At 44.8% G+C, this 15,464-nt stretch carries 15 protein-coding genes; 9 read left to right on the top strand and 6 right to left on the bottom strand.

The window, feature by feature from the left end; all coding sequences use genetic code 11:
- Positions 1–2 precede the first annotated feature (2 nt).
- The 5 genes from ACF8OV_RS06020 (at position 3) to rlmF (ending at position 4,353) form a co-directional block, all read left to right on the top strand.
- Positions 3–719 (top strand): IspD/TarI family cytidylyltransferase, encoded by a 717-nt coding sequence (locus ACF8OV_RS06020; protein ID WP_005454982.1) that lies wholly within the window; start codon positions 3–5, stop codon positions 717–719.
- The gene (locus ACF8OV_RS06015; RefSeq protein ID WP_079399878.1) at positions 712–1,758 is read left to right on the top strand and encodes an NAD(P)-dependent oxidoreductase; all 1,047 of its coding nucleotides are present in this window, start codon (positions 712–714) and stop codon (positions 1,756–1,758) included. The genes ACF8OV_RS06020 and ACF8OV_RS06015 overlap by 8 nt, the downstream gene beginning before the upstream one ends.
- Before the next feature lie 6 nt (positions 1,759–1,764).
- Positions 1,765–2,574 (top strand): phosphorylcholine transferase LicD, encoded by an 810-nt coding sequence (locus ACF8OV_RS06010; RefSeq protein ID WP_005455037.1) that lies wholly within the window; start codon positions 1,765–1,767, stop codon positions 2,572–2,574.
- A 149-nt stretch (positions 2,575–2,723) separates the two neighbouring features.
- The gene (locus ACF8OV_RS06005; RefSeq protein ID WP_005454903.1) at positions 2,724–3,239 is read left to right on the top strand and encodes a M48 family metallopeptidase; all 516 of its coding nucleotides are present in this window, start codon (positions 2,724–2,726) and stop codon (positions 3,237–3,239) included.
- Positions 3,226–4,353: a 23S rRNA (adenine(1618)-N(6))-methyltransferase RlmF gene (rlmF, locus tag ACF8OV_RS06000; RefSeq protein WP_029855840.1), complete on the top strand. Its 1,128-nt coding sequence runs from the start codon at positions 3,226–3,228 to the stop codon at positions 4,351–4,353. Before ACF8OV_RS06005 ends, rlmF begins: the two co-directional genes overlap by 14 nt.
- Positions 4,354–4,421: 68 nt before the next feature.
- On the opposite strand, the gene ACF8OV_RS05995 is transcribed toward rlmF, so the two are convergent.
- From ACF8OV_RS05995 to ACF8OV_RS05970, 6 genes are all read right to left on the bottom strand, one after another.
- Positions 4,422–4,742 carry a hypothetical protein gene (locus ACF8OV_RS05995; protein ID WP_021449184.1) on the bottom strand — a complete coding sequence of 107 codons (321 nt, stop codon included), beginning with the start codon at positions 4,740–4,742 and terminating at the stop codon, positions 4,422–4,424.
- A 73-nt stretch (positions 4,743–4,815) separates the two neighbouring features.
- Positions 4,816–6,399 (bottom strand): S41 family peptidase, encoded by a 1,584-nt coding sequence (locus tag ACF8OV_RS05990; protein WP_069523449.1) that lies wholly within the window; start codon positions 6,397–6,399, stop codon positions 4,816–4,818.
- A 294-nt stretch (positions 6,400–6,693) separates the two neighbouring features.
- On the bottom strand, positions 6,694–7,458 hold the full coding sequence (locus ACF8OV_RS05985; RefSeq protein WP_029841598.1) for a hypothetical protein: 765 nt from the start codon (positions 7,456–7,458) through the stop codon (positions 6,694–6,696).
- Positions 7,459–7,482: 24 nt separating this feature from the next.
- Positions 7,483–8,157, bottom strand: coding sequence for a GntR family transcriptional regulator (locus ACF8OV_RS05980; protein WP_005480641.1), 675 nt, complete (start codon positions 8,155–8,157; stop codon positions 7,483–7,485).
- A 167-nt stretch (positions 8,158–8,324) separates the two neighbouring features.
- Positions 8,325–9,851 (bottom strand): aldehyde dehydrogenase (NADP(+)), encoded by a 1,527-nt coding sequence (locus ACF8OV_RS05975; protein ID WP_203502712.1) that lies wholly within the window; start codon positions 9,849–9,851, stop codon positions 8,325–8,327.
- Positions 9,852–9,869: 18 nt separating this feature from the next.
- Positions 9,870–10,871: a 4-hydroxyproline epimerase gene (locus tag ACF8OV_RS05970; RefSeq protein ID WP_020903878.1), complete on the bottom strand. Its 1,002-nt coding sequence runs from the start codon at positions 10,869–10,871 to the stop codon at positions 9,870–9,872.
- Positions 10,872–10,981: 110 nt separating this feature from the next.
- Between ACF8OV_RS05970 and ACF8OV_RS05965 the strand changes: the two genes are divergently transcribed.
- The 4 genes from ACF8OV_RS05965 to ACF8OV_RS05950 all read left to right on the top strand — a co-directional run bounded on the left by ACF8OV_RS05965 (position 10,982) and on the right by ACF8OV_RS05950 (position 15,460).
- Positions 10,982–12,238, top strand: a complete 1,257-nt coding sequence (locus ACF8OV_RS05965) for an FAD-binding oxidoreductase (protein ID WP_317676152.1) — start codon at positions 10,982–10,984, stop codon at positions 12,236–12,238.
- Positions 12,239–12,360: 122 nt separating this feature from the next.
- Positions 12,361–13,434: a polyamine ABC transporter substrate-binding protein gene (locus ACF8OV_RS05960; protein WP_140362257.1), complete on the top strand. Its 1,074-nt coding sequence runs from the start codon at positions 12,361–12,363 to the stop codon at positions 13,432–13,434.
- An 80-nt stretch (positions 13,435–13,514) separates the two neighbouring features.
- Positions 13,515–14,489: an ornithine cyclodeaminase family protein gene (locus tag ACF8OV_RS05955; protein WP_025540293.1), complete on the top strand. Its 975-nt coding sequence runs from the start codon at positions 13,515–13,517 to the stop codon at positions 14,487–14,489.
- 56 nt (positions 14,490–14,545) lie between these two features.
- Positions 14,546–15,460 carry a dihydrodipicolinate synthase family protein gene (locus ACF8OV_RS05950; protein WP_020840505.1) on the top strand — a complete coding sequence of 305 codons (915 nt, stop codon included), beginning with the start codon at positions 14,546–14,548 and terminating at the stop codon, positions 15,458–15,460.
- The last annotated feature ends 4 nt before the right edge of the window (positions 15,461–15,464 follow it).

The following is a 15,464-nucleotide window of genomic DNA, read 5'->3' as shown; positions in this document are numbered from 1 at the left end:
TTATGAATGTTGCCTTGATTTTTGCTGGTGGTGTCGGAACCAGAATGCAAAACAGCACTAAACCGAAGCAGTTTTTAGAGCTATATAACAAGCCAGTAATTATATACACACTTGAGAAGTTTGAAGAGAACAAAAACATTGATGCCATTGTTGTAGTTTGCGTTGAACCGTGGATCGATTATTTACGCAAACTGTTGTTCAAATTTGATATTCAGAAAGTGAAGTTTGTTATTCCCGGTGGTGAAACTGGTCAGGAGTCGATATTTAACGGCTTATGTAAGATAGAAGAAGAGTTTGATCATAACTCTGTTGTATTGATTCATGATGGCGTTCGACCTTTAATCAATGACGAAATTATCAACCGAAATATCGAAGCGGTCAAAAGTCACGGTAGTGCGATCACTACTTGTCCTCCAGTAGAGACCTTTGTCCTTGTCGACAATGAAGACGTCGTGAAAGACGTTCACGATCGTTCGTTATCTCGATTAGCGAAAGCGCCACAAAGCTTTTATTTGCGCGATATTCTTAAAGTACATCGTCAAGCGCGTGAGGACTGTTACACCGAAGCGATCGATTCATGTTCGTTGATGACAAAGTACGGATACGATGTTCGCCTAGTCTCTGGCATTTCTGAAAACATTAAAATCACGTCACCCATCGATTTCTTTATTTTTAAGGCAATAATCGATACGCAGGAAAATCTACAGGTTTTTGGTTAATTATATGAAAAATAATCGGATTAATATCATCAGTGATGATAACGAGCAATTGTACTTGAGCCAAAAGTCATGGGATTTGTTGCGAAATAAAACTGTACTTGTTACGGGTGCGACAGGAATGCTTGCAGCTTGTATGGTTCGCTTTTTTGTTTATCTCAATAGAAAAGATCAACTGAACATCAGAGTTTTGCTGTTAGCCCGTAGTGAACAGAAAGTTCAAAACTTATTTGGTGAGCTAACCGGTGAATTTGAATGTTTTTACCAAGATGTTTGCCAGCCGATTGAGTTTGATGACGAAGTCGATTTCGTTATTCATGCGGCGAGTAATGCAAGCCCACATCACATCAAACATGATCCTGTTGGGATTATTCAGGCCAACGTTGTTGGAACCATGAATTTGCTTGAGCTCGTTAAAAACAAACGAGTAAAAAACTTTTTGTTCATGTCCACTCGTGAAGTGTATGGAAACTTAGAGAGTCAAGAGCTGATCCGCGAAAGGGACTTTGGCAGCTTTGACCCATTGGACTCAAGATCTTGCTACCCAGAGAGTAAAAGAATGGCTGAGACATTGTTACAAAGCTACGCCATTCAGCATGACGTTCCTTTCACTGCAGTGCGAATCGCTCATTCTTACGGTCCAGGTATGTTCCTAAATGATGGACGCGTGATGTCAGATTTAGTTGGTTGCGTGATAGATAATCAACCAATAGTGCTGAAAAGCGATGGAAGTGCGCTGCGCTCATTTTGCTATGTCACAGATGCTGTATCAGCAATGCTTTTGGTGTTGTTAAAAGGTGAGGTAAATACTGCGTACAACATTGCCAATGAAACGGAAGAAGTTTCTATATTGCAACTGGCAAACCTTCTTTCGGACCTAGGCGGTGGCATTTCTTCTGTTAAGCATGAAATATCTAACGACAATGCGTATTGTCAATATAAAAGAACCAAGTTGTGTACGGAGAAAATTGGAGCTTTGAGCTGGAAGCCAAGGGTTGATCTGAAATCTGGTCTAGAGAAAACCATCGAGTTTATTAGGTAAGTTAAATTGAAAAAACTAACATTTGAGCAGCTCAGAAGCGTACAGATGTCTATTTTAGATAGAGTGCATCTGTTTTGTGAGCGTCACGATTTGGAGTACTCGCTGGCGGGTGGAACGCTGTTAGGGGCGATACGTCACAAAGGTTACATTCCTTGGGATGATGACATCGATATTATGATGCCAAGGGAAGATTACGAATACCTGTTGCAAAATTTTGCCAAAGAGTATCCTGATTTCACGTTTTTCAACTTGGACACCAAGCACAATCCTTATCCGTTTTTGTTCAGCAAGCTATCTCTGAATGATTCTGTTATTTCGAACGGGCGAATTAAAGGCGTCGGGATCAATATTGATATATTTCCTATTGATAGCCTTGGTAAAGAGAAGGGGGCAGCAAAGTTACGCTTTTCATTAATGAAAGCGATCAACTTTTTCGCTCGTATTCAACGTTCGAGACATGATAGGGCAAACCCAATAGTAAATATCGCATTCCGGTTGTTTCAAAAGTGTTTAAAGCTTTTGCCTAAAAAATGGTTTCTATCAGCAATCAAAGGGTTGTGTTCAACATGCTCAGTTAATGATGATGGCTATGCCGTGAGCATTGGCAGCAGTTACCTTGCTAAAGAGTTTACGGAGTCATCGCTTTATCATGATTATACTTCGTGCCCATTTGAAGATCGTCAATATAAATGCATCGCTAGATACGATGATTACCTATCCATGATTTATGGTGACTACATGCAGTTGCCAAAAGAACAGGATAGAGAAAACCACGATAACGTAGGTTTTATCAAAGAGCACTTGCTTCCTATGTAGTCTCGTTATGCCTAGCTTCTCTACAAGGTTAGGCAATAACACAACAATTTATCCTTGTTAAAGTTGCGTACAGTTGACTGTTATTGGTATTACCGATTGATAAAAGCTAGAATTAGCGCCTTTATTTTGTCATAGCAGACTTAACACTCATGCATCCGTCACTTCGATACATTCAAGGCTATCCTCAGAACATCGTTGAGCAGGTGAGCTCATTGGTCGACAATGGAAAACTGATCCCTTGGTTCGAAAAGCGCTATCCAGATAGACACCAAATCAAAAGCGAGAAGGCTCTCTACGAGTATGCAATAGCGATTAAAAACCGCTATATGAAGAAAGCCTCACCAATCAGTAAAGTAGTCTACGATAAGAAAATTCATGCGGTGAACAACGCGCTGGGGCTTCATAGTGTGATCAGCCGAAATCATGGCGGGAAGCTAAAGTCAAAAAACGAAATTCGCATTGCGAACGTTTTTAAAGATGCGCCGGAGGCATTATTGCGAATGTTAGTGGTGCATGAGCTGGCTCATACTCGCGAGAAGAATCACGATAAAGCGTTTTACCAACTGTGTTGTTACATGGAACCTGAGTATCACCAACTCGAATTTGATGCTCGTCTGTTTATGATTTACCTCGATTTAAAAGCGAATTCGAATGAAGAACAATAGCCACAACGCGAAACAGGCTCCGTCTAAAGCAGCTAAGCCAAAGCATGATAACGACGTTAACAAGGCCAAGCCGAAGCGTGTAAAAAAGAAAGCAGCAGTGAAAGCGAAACTATCGGCAGAAAAGAGTGATGTGGATTTTATCAAGATTGCTAAAAGTGGCTTGCACGAAAGTAATGCGCATCGTGGTCGCTATGATTTCAAAAAGCTAATCGCCAGTGAGCCTGCGCTGGCATCGTTTGTTATCAAGAACCCTAAAGGCGAGGATTCGATCAACTTCTCTGATCCGAATGCAGTGAAAATGCTGAACAAAGCGCTTCTTGCTGCTTATTACGACATTGATTTTTGGGATATTCCTGAGCACTATTTATGTCCACCAATTCCTGGTCGAGCGGACTACATTCACCGGCTGGCAGAACTGCTTGATGGTGAAGTCAAAGGAAAGTACCGCCATCAGAATGTACGCGCGCTGGATGTGGGTGTTGGAGCAAACTGTATTTATCCGATCGTCGGTGTTACTCAATACGGCTGGCACTATACGGGCAGCGATGTTGATCCGAAATCCATAGACTCCGCAGCCAATATCGTTGAGCGCAACGTCGCGTTAAACGGAAAAATTGAACTCGTACAACAAATGAGCGAGTCACACATCTATCGCGGTGTAATTCAGCCAAATGATCGCTTTGATGTGACGACCTGTAACCCGCCGTTTCATCGTTCAGCAGAAGATGCTGCGATGGGCAGTCAGCGTAAACTCGACAACCTAAAAGCAAACCAGCGAAAAAAAGGGGTCAAGTCGCAAAATAGCCCAGTGAAGCAGGGCAAGCCAACGTTGAACTTTGGTGGTCAAAACGCCGAGCTTTGGTGTGAAGGTGGGGAAGCGGCGTTTATTCGTCGAATGGCCAATGAAAGCCAAGCATTTAGCTCTCAAGTGCTGTGGTTTACGACGTTGATTTCGAAAAAAGACAACGTGCGTCCGATGCGTAAGCAGCTAGAAAAGCTGGGAGTTAAAGCGATTCGTGTGGTGGAAATGAGCCAAGGCCAAAAGATCAGTCGTTTTATGGCTTGGTCATTCATGGACAAGCAGCAAAGAAAGACTTGGATTGAGCTGAAATAATTTTATCTAGTTGTATTTGTTCAGCAGAATAGATAAGAAAAGCCCGCAATTTTCAGCGGGCTTTTTGATCAACGTTTGGTGACTGGTTCACAATTCAGTGCTGTTAGTGGCACAAACTGGTCTGTTTTCGCGTGGAACAGCCCGCAGGTTGTACCGCGAATCTGCAATGTGTACTGGTCAGGAAAATCGGTATAGCTACCGTCTAGTAGCACGTTATCCTTGCCTTTAACTCTGCCTTTCTCAATCAACAAGTGCGGAGACGATTCAAATACGTTGCTTGCGATTCTCGGTGCTGGCGTACCTTGAATTTGTGCAATCGCAGCTTGTACTTCCTTTACGGCCTCCGGCGTGGTTTTAGTGCTTAAGGCTTCAACAGGTTCTCGTGACATTGCTTCACACCCCAAAATCGGTAGTGTTAGTCCAAGACAAGCACAAAGTCTTATAGCTGTTGCGCGCCTTGATCTAGTTGATCTCAACATGTATAGCCTCTGTTCTTAGTGGTGAACGGTGATCCTTAAGTGCTGGAGAGTCGCTGTTAAGTGGCATTGTGTTGAAACTCGCAGGCGACACTTGTGGACAAGTTCCTGTATCCATGTAGTTGAGAGCGGCAGATAGCATGCGCTCGGATGTATCGCCTAGCGGCTTCGTTAAGTCGTCATCTACCCAACAACCTTCAACTCGATTATCTAAACCAAGGTTGCTGCTAATTTGGCTCTTAGGTGTTGGAACAAAACCGTCGGCAAAGTCGCCAAATTGTTTTTCGTTCGCAGATTTAAACTGAATGGTGTAGTACATGGTGCCACAGTTCTGCTCGGGTGCGAATCCATAAGGTTTACCCATTGTGGTTGAGCCAATTTGGATAACATTAACATCAATACCGCGCAGTGCATTCATCAGTAATTCACTTGAAGAGGCAGTACCGCCAGAGGTCAGCACATAAACTTGCTGCTTGCCTAGAGTAGGCAACACTTGGTCTGAGAACTTGCCTGCTGCCCAGTCGATGGCTACGTTAGTAAATGGGTATACATTGTCGCCATTAGGTATGGTTTTCATGATCTTATCGTTGTGAATAAGCTCACTAAAGACACGATTTTTATCCGCGCCGCTGAGCATGTATCCCACTTGAGAAGATTGCAGCACTAAACCGCCGCCGTTGTATCGTAAATCGATAACAATTTCATCAACCTGAGCTTCTGCCAATTTATTAAAGGCGTTAATGAGCGGTGTTTGTGCACTTGGCTCGAACGAGTTGTATTGCAGGTAACCGACTTTTTTACCGTTGTGCTCAATGACTTTCGCATTACGAACCGGAGAAGTCGCAACATCTGCAGCTTTCAGTATTACAGACTTTCTGTATCCATCTACAGTTTCAAATGTAAACGAATACTCTTTATTTATTTCTGGACTAAATAGCGTGGTATTAATCGTGTTAATTTCTGTGTTATTTGAAGTATTCACCACATCGATTGAGCCAATCTTTATTAACTTATCTCCACGAACAATACCGTTTAATGCGGCTGGAGAGTTGTCTTCCGTATAAGAAATACGAACGTCTCGAGGCTCTGTCGCTTGAATGAACGACCAATTAAATCCAAACCCAGCAACCAATCCCGATTGTGAGGATTTCATTTCATCTTCATAAGGAATAGCGAAGTGAAAGCGATCTTTCGTTTTTCCCGTTGCGGTTGTTTCAGAAGTCACGAGTGAGTGGAAATAAGCGATGACACTACTGTAAAAGCTTGGGTTTCTATCCGGTACTTCATCGTACCAAAGGTAGGTTTCATTGGTAAAAGCACGTAAAAAGAGTTTTTCTTGCAACGCTGAACCTGCTTTGTCTGGGTATGGTTGGTAACCCGCGTACGGATCTAAGCCCGTTCTTGGCGTTTCACATCGGTTGGCAAATTCGTTAGAGGTTTTACTGTAATCGCCTTGCGTCCATGCCGAATTGGTTGACGTATTGATGGATGGAGAAGCGCCGTCGCCACCACCACAGCCTTGTAATAACGCTAGAGTAACTGCCGTTGCAATAGAATACTGAAATTTCATATTTGTATGTCCCTACAAGTGATGATTTTATAATTATTTAATCTGCTTATTTTTATTTCCTTAGCATTGATGAATGTATAAATTTCAACTGTTTATGCGCAAATTTATATTTAAATATTGTGATAGGTTTAACGGAAGGTAGGTTAGTGTTTTAGCAGTATATTTATATGTGGATATTTAAATGACGTGTTTTAACAGAATTTAATGTCAATTAAATGGATTGGTTTGAACAAGTATACTGACTTGTTCAATTTATTTTAAGTTTGGAATTAATATTGGTATGTGCGATTTAATTTAAATACGTTGATTGAGCTGAGAAACATACTTTAATAAATCCCCATTAATATTGGGTAATCCGTCAGAGAAAAATATTTGTGTTCCTGGAGTGCAACGCATTAAAACGTTAGTCAACTCGCCATCTTGGTTGGAGGTATTGAGCGCATTGAACTTGACCAGCTTATTGTAAACATCATCTTCTAACTGCAATCGCTGCGCTTCGGTCAGACGAATTCGGCCAATACAAATACCGGGGCTGACTTCATGCGAAAGCGATTCTTTCTGAAAACGTTCACGAAATAGAGAGTCGAGATCTGAGCCTTCTTCCATCAAAAATCGGCGGCCGGAACGATAAAACAAACCATCACCAAAATCTTCCACATAACCGAGAATCTCCGCAATGCGGAGATAAAAACGCAGGCTTGTCTCCGTTAGGTTGTACATTTCCGCAATCTTTTTCGGCTCAAGATTTCGAGATGTCACCATATAGATGAAGTCGAGGAGGTAAGGGTGTTCGAGAAAGAGTGCACTTTGTTCATCCGTCAGCATTTGTTCGTTTTCATGCTGGAGTTGGTTGGCTAAATTGGCTAGCTCGATGAGGTCAGTATTTAGGTAGTTTAGGTAGAGGAGAATTTTATCCAATCCGAGAGAGGGATTGTGAAGGTGTCGTTTAATACTCGAGAGAGGAATGCCACTTTTCTCTGATAAAGAGCTGTAACACAGCCCTTCATCTTTTATTTTTTGTCGCAGCGCCGCCAACAGAAATTTAGGTCCAACATTCATCCGTGATTCCCCTAAGTTATCTGTTTAGTTATTTGGGCTCTGTCTTTCTAACAGCAAGTTACGAATAGCTGTACCTGCTTCTAGAATGTGTTTTTTCAACAGATATTTTGCGCCATCAATATCTCTGTTCTGGCACATTTCAAACAAGGTCAAATGTTCTTGTTCCGCTTTTTTAATGCCTGTGGTGAATAACAACTGCATACGAATGTAGCGATCGCATTTGGTATTTAAGTTGTAAATCACATCCATGGTTTCTGGCATGTTGGCAGGAGCGTATAACGCTTTGTGGAATTCGTAGTTATAGTTACTCCATTCTTCCACTTCGTCGCCACTATTTACCACCGCTTCGAAGCGTTCACGAACTTCACGAGCGCGTTCTAGATCTTCATCCGTCATGTTTTGAATCGCACGTTCCAGAATGTGGCATTCCACAACTGCACGCAGTTCAAATAGCTCATCGATTTTATCTGGAGACAGTTCAGTCACTGTCGCGCCTTTATGTGGCTCGAAACTGACTAAACCCTGCGCTTCCAATTGTACTAGTGCTTCACGCACAGGAATTCGGCTGACATTGAACTCTTTTGCTAACGCATCCTGACGTAAAGGCTGACCAGTTTTTAACTCGCCCTTCAGGATCTGAGTTCGAATTGCTTCTTCAACGAGCTGAGTACGCGTCTTAAAAACAGGTTTTTGTGACATTGAAGGCTCCCCTCAAAAATAAATATTGTATCCAATCCATTTAACTCTAGTAGTTTATTGTTTTTCCGGCTTAAGCCAACTACGAAATAAGGTTTTGAGAAGTAGAGTGAATTTAAAGGCACCAACTGGTGCCTTTTTGAACCATTTGGCTAAGTGTATGTTGCCTGTTATGACGTTTTACCGTCGATAGCGCGTTGGATGTTTAACGGGTTAGACGTTTTTAATGAATCGGGCAACAAGCTTTCTGGCAACGCTTGGTAAGCGACCGGGCGTAACCAACGGTGAATGGCCTCTGCTCCGACAGAGGTTGATGCCGCATGGGTCGACGCAGGATACGGCCCACCATGAACCATCGCATAACCAACCTCTACGCCAGTTGGCCAGCCATTGAACACCAGGCGTCCGGCAATTTCTTCCAGGCATGGAATCAACTGTTCAGCGAGTGATGAATCTGCTTCAGTCGCGTGGATGGTAGCGGTGAGCGTGCCGCCCAGTGTTTCACTTAGATCGAGTAAGTCCTCGAAGTCTTTACAGACAACAATCACTGATTGAGGGCCGAAAATCTCTTCTTCCCATTTTGGGCTTGTGCGCCAGTTTTGGCTGTCGGTGACAAACAGCGCAGAGGCGACATTTGGAGAGTCAGCCTGAGAGTAAGTCACGTTAATACCCTGATCAGCGGCTCGCTTTACGACTTCGTTCTCATAGGTTTCTCGGATACCTTGAGTGAGAAGCGTAGAAGGGGACTGTTGACGAATCAAAGCCTGAGCGGTTTCGATAAAGGCTTGTGTTTCTGGAGTATTCAACGCGAACACTACTCCCGGTTTTGTACAAAACTGGCCGCAACCCATGGTCATTGATGCGACAAACTGCTCTGCAAGTGAGGCGTTGTTTTTCATCGCTTCTGGGAGAATAAAGGTTGGGTTAATGGCGCCGAGTTCTCCATAAAAAGGGATCGGCTCCGGTCTCTGTTGAGCAAGGTTGAATAAGGCGCGCCCTCCGCCAACTGAGCCTGTGAAACCAACGGCTTTAATCTTTGGATGTGTCACTAACGCTTGGCCAAGTTCACGTTTGTTACCTTGAAGCAAAGTAAAAATAGCTGAAGGCAGGTCTTCTTTGTTCAGTGCGTTTTCAATACATTCGGCGACGATTTGGCTCGTTCCCGGATGCGCGGTATGACCTTTAACAATAACCGGACAGCCAGCCGCAAGTGCAGATGCGGTATCGCCACCCGCGGCTGAGAATGCTAACGGAAAGTTCGAAGCGCCAAAGACGGCGACAGGGCCAATGGCAATTTGTTGGCGACGAATGTCAGGCTTTGGTAGAGGTTGGCGTTCAGGATTTGGTGTATCGAAGATAGCTTGATGATAACTGCCCGATTTTACAACATCTGCGAACAATCGAAGCTGGTTAGCCGTTCTGCCGACTTCCCCCTCTAAACGTGCCTGTGGAAGCGCTGTTTCTAAATGCGCACACGCGACAATATCTTCACGTCTTGCTTCTAACTCTGACGCAATAGAGCAGAGTAGGTTGGCGCGCTTTTCGTTGCTGAGTCGGCGAAAGCTGCGTGCAACTTTGGCTGCAGCTTCTGCAGCTTGGTTAACTTCTATCTCGCCATGAACGGGAAACGCCGTCGTTAATCGTTCACCGGTAAAGGCGTTGGTGGCGTAAAACACCTGTGAGTTTTGCGAATTCATTGTTCTTCCTTACTGTCCTTATTTCACTTCAAATCCGTACGCGTACGGGTCTTCGTCATCGACCCAAATGGTGTTGTGGCCATAGACTTGTGCCCAACCTTCAATGCTCGGCAAAATCGCCGTTTGCCCGTTTACTTCGGTGATGCCCTCAATACGGCCGTTAAATAGGCTGCCGATGATGCTTTCATGCACGAAATCTTCGCCTGATTTGAGTTTTCCTTTCGCGTGCCATTGCGCCATGCGTGCGCTCGTGCCAGTTCCACATGGCGATCGGTCGAGCGCTTTATCGCCATAAAAAACGGCATTGCGAGCCGTTGCGCCGTCTTGCGTTGGTTTCCCTGTCCAAAGTACATGGGAAACGCCGCAAACCGTGGGATCATTTGGATGGATGCATTCCACTGCATTAGAAACGGCGGTGCGCACTTTGGGGGAGAGCATTAAAATCTCATCAGGGGAGTAGTGTTCGAGTCCCGCATAATTTTCTTGTGGATCAACAATGACGTAGTAGTTGCCGCCATAAGCGACATCTACCGTGATTTCTCCCAAACCTTCGATTTCAACCGTGACATCTTGATGCGCAAGATAAGCTGGAACATTAAAAATCTTTACTGACGTGACCTTGTCACCTTTGGTTTGGTAGTGGACTTCTATTTGGCCGGCTGGCACGTCGAGGATCAAACGGCCTTCTTCTTTCGGCGTAATCAAACGATTTTCGATGGCGGTGGTCACTGTACCAATAGTGCCGTGTCCACACATAGGCAGGCAGCCGCTGGTTTCAATAAAAAGGATGGAAGCATCTGCATTGTCGCTGCAAGGCGGTAAAACAACGGAGCCCGACATCATTGAGTGGCCACGCGGTTCAAACATCAGTGCTTGTCGAATCCAATCATAATGCTCTAAGAAATACTGACGCTTTTCACTCATCGTGTTGCCCTCAAGTGGTGGAACACCACCAGCCACCAATCTTACTGGGTTTCCGCAGGTATGGGCATCGATACAGAAAAAGGTTCCTTGTCTCATTTTTCTCTCCTTGCTGAAGAAATGGGTTGAATCGAACGAGCTTGATGTTATCGTAATGTAAAATATATTGTATACAATCTGCTTTTTCAAATGTGACTTGGAGCATATTCATGTTGAGTAAGGAAGAACTCAGAAATCAAAGCATCGCGGTTATAGGGGCGGGAATCATCGGTTTGTCGATTGGCTTAAAACTGCAACAGCAGGGGTATCGCGTCACCATTTTTGATCCGAATGGAGTGGGCAATGGGTGCTCGAAAGGTAATGCCGGGCACATCGCGACCGAGCAAGTTTTTCCTCTTGCCACGCCGGCCTTGATCCCTCAATTACCTAAGATGTTATTGAGTTCGACAAGTCCAGTTTCTATTCGTTGGCAAGACTTGCCCAATACCGTCGGTTGGATGATACGTTTTTTATTGAAAGCGAAACCTTCAGCGGCAGAAGCTTCCACGCAGGCGATAACAAGCCTTAACACGCGAGCCGTTCAGAGTTGGAATCTGCTATTAGATTCGATCGGAAAAAGTGGGCTGATTAAGATGGATGGTTCACTGCTGACGTTTGAAAGCGAAAGCTTGTTTGAAGGTTATCAAAGTACGCTTGATGCGTTAGCGGAACAAGGTGTTCGGTACGAACTTTGGACGCAAAACGAAATCCGACGTCGGCTTCCTGAACTCAGCAAAAAGGTTCGGTTTGGCGTCTTTTTTCCAGAAACAGGACATACAATAAACCCTTATGAACTCTGCGTTGATCTAAGTAATGCATTTGAAAAACTCGGAGGTTCACTTGTCCATGAAGAAGTAGACGCAGTAAGTAAAAACGGCGATGTCTTGGTCAATACTCAGCGAATGTCTTTTGACAAAATTGTGGTCGCAGCGGGTGTTCATTCTAAAGCTTTGGTTCGCCAGTTAACCGGTGTGAATGTCCCGATACAAGCTGAGCGAGGCTACCATCTCATGATGAATGACAAGCGTGAGTCATTGCCGTTTCCTATCAGTTCTGCGGACAGAAAGTTCATTATGACGCCCATGTTTGAAGGCTTACGTTTGGCGGGAACGGTCGAGTATGCCGATGTGAAATCGCCACCAAACATGAAGCGCGCAGAGATGTTGTATCAGCAGGGGAACGCGATGTTTGAGTCCGGTTTAAATCCGTTGAAACAGCAGGAAAAGTGGATGGGAAATCGACCTTCAACAATCGACTCGTTGCCGGTAATCGACCAGTGTTTTAATGGCAAGGTATTACTGGCATTTGGTCATCAGCACTTGGGATTGACTCAAGCGGCGATCACTGCAGACCTAATCTCTGAGCTCGTTGCAGATAAGCCAACATCGGTGAATATTGCGCCGTTCACACTACAGCGATTTGCCTAAAAAATTTTAAAATTAAATATTGTATAAAATATATTTAATGCTAATGTTAACGAAAATTTAACAAATGTGGTGTCCAACAGCCGTAACGGATACCTCCAGAAAAACAACCAAAGGAGTAAACCATGTCACGAATGACGAAAACACCACTGGTGATGTTGATTTCGGGAATGCTGTTGGGTACCTCGGCATACGCTGAAGATAAACTAACGGTCGTCTCATGGGGTGGCGCGTTCACCAAAAGCCAAGTAGAGGCTTACCACAAACCATTCGTCCAAAAGACTGGTGTTGAGATCGTATCGGAGGATTTCAGTGGCGGTTTGGCTGAGATAAAAGCGCAAGTAGAAGCAAACAACGTGCGTTGGGATTTGGTCTCGCTGGATAAACCAGACATTGTTCGAGGCTGCGCGGAAGGGCTTTTGGAACCTGTCAACCCCAGTATTCTGCCTCCCGGCGCTGACGGGACACCAGCAAAAGAGGATTTCATCGATGGGGCGATCCACGAGTGTGCGATTAACACCATTGTCGTATCGACCGTCTTAGCGGTGAACGAGGATGCTTTCAAAGGCAAAACGGCTCCAACCAAGTTGACGGACCTTTTTGATTTAACAAACTTTCCCGGTCGACGAGCACTACAAAAGCAACCTCAAGGTAACCTTGAATGGGCATTATTGGCCGATGGCGTTAAACCTGACGAAGTTTACCGCCTACTAGAAACTGAAGAGGGGCGAGCACGCGCCTTTGCCAAACTCGACACCATCAAACCGCAAGTGCTTTGGTGGACGACAGGTGCGCAGCCACCACAAATGTTGGCAGATAAAGAAGTGGTAATCGCGTCTGCTTTCAATGGCCGGATACACAACGCGCGTAAAGATGAAGGCCAACCATTTCGCATCATTTGGGATCACCAAATGGGTTATATGAACGGCTGGGCTATTCCTAAAGGAAGCGCGAATACCAAACTTGCCCTCGATTTCATTGCTTTTTCTTCGGGTACTAAGCCTTTGGCAGATCAAGCTAAATACGTCGCGTATGGCCCAACTCGTAAGTCTTCTTCCGCAGAAGTAAGCCCAGAGATTCTGGCGAACCTGCCGACCGCGCCTCAGAACTTTAAAACGGCGTTTTTGATTAACGACGAATGGTGGTCTGATTATGCCGATGAGTTGAATGAAGAGTTCAATACTTGGCTGCTTAATTAGGCGTTAACTGTAGGGGTTTATTTATCGATTGATGAGTTAAACCCCAAATTGGAACTCAACGTACCTATTTTGGAGAAGTGATGAAAGTCATCGATGCACAGCAAGTCGCGCGAAGTTTGAGTATGCACTCTTTGATTGAAACCATGCGAGACATCTATGCACAGCCTGCCACGATTCCGCAGCGCAGAGTGATGTCATTAGAAGAGGGGAAGTATGAAGCTTTTGCTTTACTGCCTGCATGGAACCAAGAACTGATTGCCGTTAAGGCATTTACTTACTTTCCTGAGAATCCCCTGCAAGGTAAAGATACTTTGGCATCTAAGTTGTTGGTCTTCAAACGCGGAGATGGTGAACCTATCGCGCTGGTGGACGGCAAAGTCTTAACTTTTTGGCGTACAGCTGCCGCATCTGCTTTAGCCGCCGATTACTTAGCGCGCAAAAACGCCTCCCGCTTGTTGATTTGTGGTACTGGCAACTTAGCCCCTTATTTTGCGTGGGCTTACGCAGCGATTCGACCACTCAAACAAGTTTATGTTTGGGGACGAAACCCAGAAAAGGCTGCCTCAACGGTGGATCAGATTCTGTCTTCCTCTGAATATCAATCACTGCCAGAAGAGCGCCAGTTCTCTGTGTCTGTGGTCGAAAACGTTGAGCAAGTGATTGATCAAGTCGACATCATCAGTTGCATTACTGCGTCTGCTCAGCCTTTGTTTAATGGCTCTGATGTGCAGCCGGGAACACACATTGATCTGGTCGGTAATCACGACTTAGACAAGCGTGAATGTGATTCTGTCTCGGTACAACGAGCGAATGTGTATGTCGACAGTCGCATCAATGTGTTGGCGGAAGCGGGAGATCTGCTGATCCCAATTCAAGAGGGTGTATTCACACCTGAAGGCATTTATGGGGAGTTGCCTGAGCTTTGCGCTCAGCAAGTGCAAGGGCGTCAAAGTGACGAGGTGATTACCTTATATAAATCGGTTGGCAGTGCCTTGGCTGATTTAGCCGCAGTAAAAGCGGTGTTGTTAAAACATGGCGTTGAAAGCCAAATTTGAGCATTTTCGCTCGTCTTTATAAATTGCATACAATATACATAAAGGAAAGGAAGTTCATGAAAGTAGATTGGAAAGGTGTTTATCCGGCAGTCAGTACGCAGTTTCGTCAAGATCAATCCATTGACCTAGACGCAACACAAACCGTTATCGATAACCAAATTAAAGATGGTGTGAACGGCATTATTTGCCTTGGTACGGTAGGTGAGAACTGCGCGCTATATCCGGAAGAAAAGCGTCAGGTGCTACAAGCTGCCAAAGAAGTGGTTAATGGTCGTGTTCCTCTTATTGCTGGTACGGCAGAGTCAATTACCACTGCGGCTATCGATTACATGCAAGACGCGCATAAAATTGGTATCGACGGGTGTATGGTGATGCCTGCGATGGTTTACCGCACGTCTGAAAGCGAAACATATGATTACTACCGCACGCTGGCAGAAGCGACACCAGAGATGCCTATCATGATTTACAACAACCCTGTTGCGTACGGCGTCGATGTAAATCTCGATATCATGGCGAAGCTGGCTGAGTTTGACAGCATTGTTGCAATCAAAGAGTCGACTACCGACACGCGTCGTATCACTGAGCTTTACAACAAGTTCGATGATCGTTTTATCGTGTTCAGCGGTGTTGATGACATTGCGCTTGAGTCGCTGATGTTAGGAGCGACAGGTTGGATTTCTGGCTTAACCAATGCGTTCCCAGAAGAATCCGTTGCAATTTACAAGCTGGCGAGCCAAGGCCGGTATGCAGAAGCGTTAGAAATTTACCGTTGGTTCTTACCTCTGCTGCGTCTCGACACCATTCCTACGCTGGTTCAATGCATTAAGCTTGCTGAACAAGTGTGTGGCCGTGGTTCAGAGCAAGTTCGTGCACCGCGCCAACTGCTTAAAGGTGAGGAGCGTCAACAAGTGATCCAGATGGTGGAGCACGCGCTTGCTACCCGCTTAGACCTATCAAAATACAATCTGTAATTGA

This window comes from Vibrio sp. GLN_1, assembly GCF_043106015.1.
Lineage (GTDB): Bacteria > Pseudomonadota > Gammaproteobacteria > Enterobacterales > Vibrionaceae > Vibrio > Vibrio parahaemolyticus.
Note: the sequence above shows the minus strand (reverse complement) of the source record. Positions and strands in the feature narration are given on the sequence as shown.

Excerpts from the sequence above, each read along its gene's own strand:
- ACF8OV_RS05985 (WP_029841598.1), bottom strand. The coding sequence starts at position 7,458 with ATGAATGTTGGACCTAAATTTCTGTTGGCGGCGCTGCGACAAAAAATA.
- ACF8OV_RS05955 (WP_025540293.1), top strand. The coding sequence starts at position 13,515 with ATGAAAGTCATCGATGCACAGCAAGTCGCGCGAAGTTTGAGTATGCAC.
- ACF8OV_RS06005 (WP_005454903.1), top strand. The coding sequence starts at position 2,724 with ATGCATCCGTCACTTCGATACATTCAAGGCTATCCTCAGAACATCGTT.
- ACF8OV_RS05960 (WP_140362257.1), top strand. The coding sequence starts at position 12,361 with ATGTCACGAATGACGAAAACACCACTGGTGATGTTGATTTCGGGAATG.
- ACF8OV_RS05950 (WP_020840505.1), top strand. The coding sequence starts at position 14,546 with ATGAAAGTAGATTGGAAAGGTGTTTATCCGGCAGTCAGTACGCAGTTT.
- ACF8OV_RS05995 (WP_021449184.1), bottom strand. The coding sequence starts at position 4,742 with ATGTCACGAGAACCTGTTGAAGCCTTAAGCACTAAAACCACGCCGGAG.
- ACF8OV_RS05990 (WP_069523449.1), bottom strand. The coding sequence starts at position 6,399 with ATGAAATTTCAGTATTCTATTGCAACGGCAGTTACTCTAGCGTTATTA.
- ACF8OV_RS06020 (WP_005454982.1), top strand. The coding sequence starts at position 3 with ATGAATGTTGCCTTGATTTTTGCTGGTGGTGTCGGAACCAGAATGCAA.
- ACF8OV_RS05980 (WP_005480641.1), bottom strand. The coding sequence starts at position 8,157 with ATGTCACAAAAACCTGTTTTTAAGACGCGTACTCAGCTCGTTGAAGAA.
- ACF8OV_RS05970 (WP_020903878.1), bottom strand. The coding sequence starts at position 10,871 with ATGAGACAAGGAACCTTTTTCTGTATCGATGCCCATACCTGCGGAAAC.
- ACF8OV_RS05975 (WP_203502712.1), bottom strand. The coding sequence starts at position 9,851 with ATGAATTCGCAAAACTCACAGGTGTTTTACGCCACCAACGCCTTTACC.
- ACF8OV_RS05965 (WP_317676152.1), top strand. The coding sequence starts at position 10,982 with ATGTTGAGTAAGGAAGAACTCAGAAATCAAAGCATCGCGGTTATAGGG.
- rlmF (WP_029855840.1), top strand. The coding sequence starts at position 3,226 with ATGAAGAACAATAGCCACAACGCGAAACAGGCTCCGTCTAAAGCAGCT.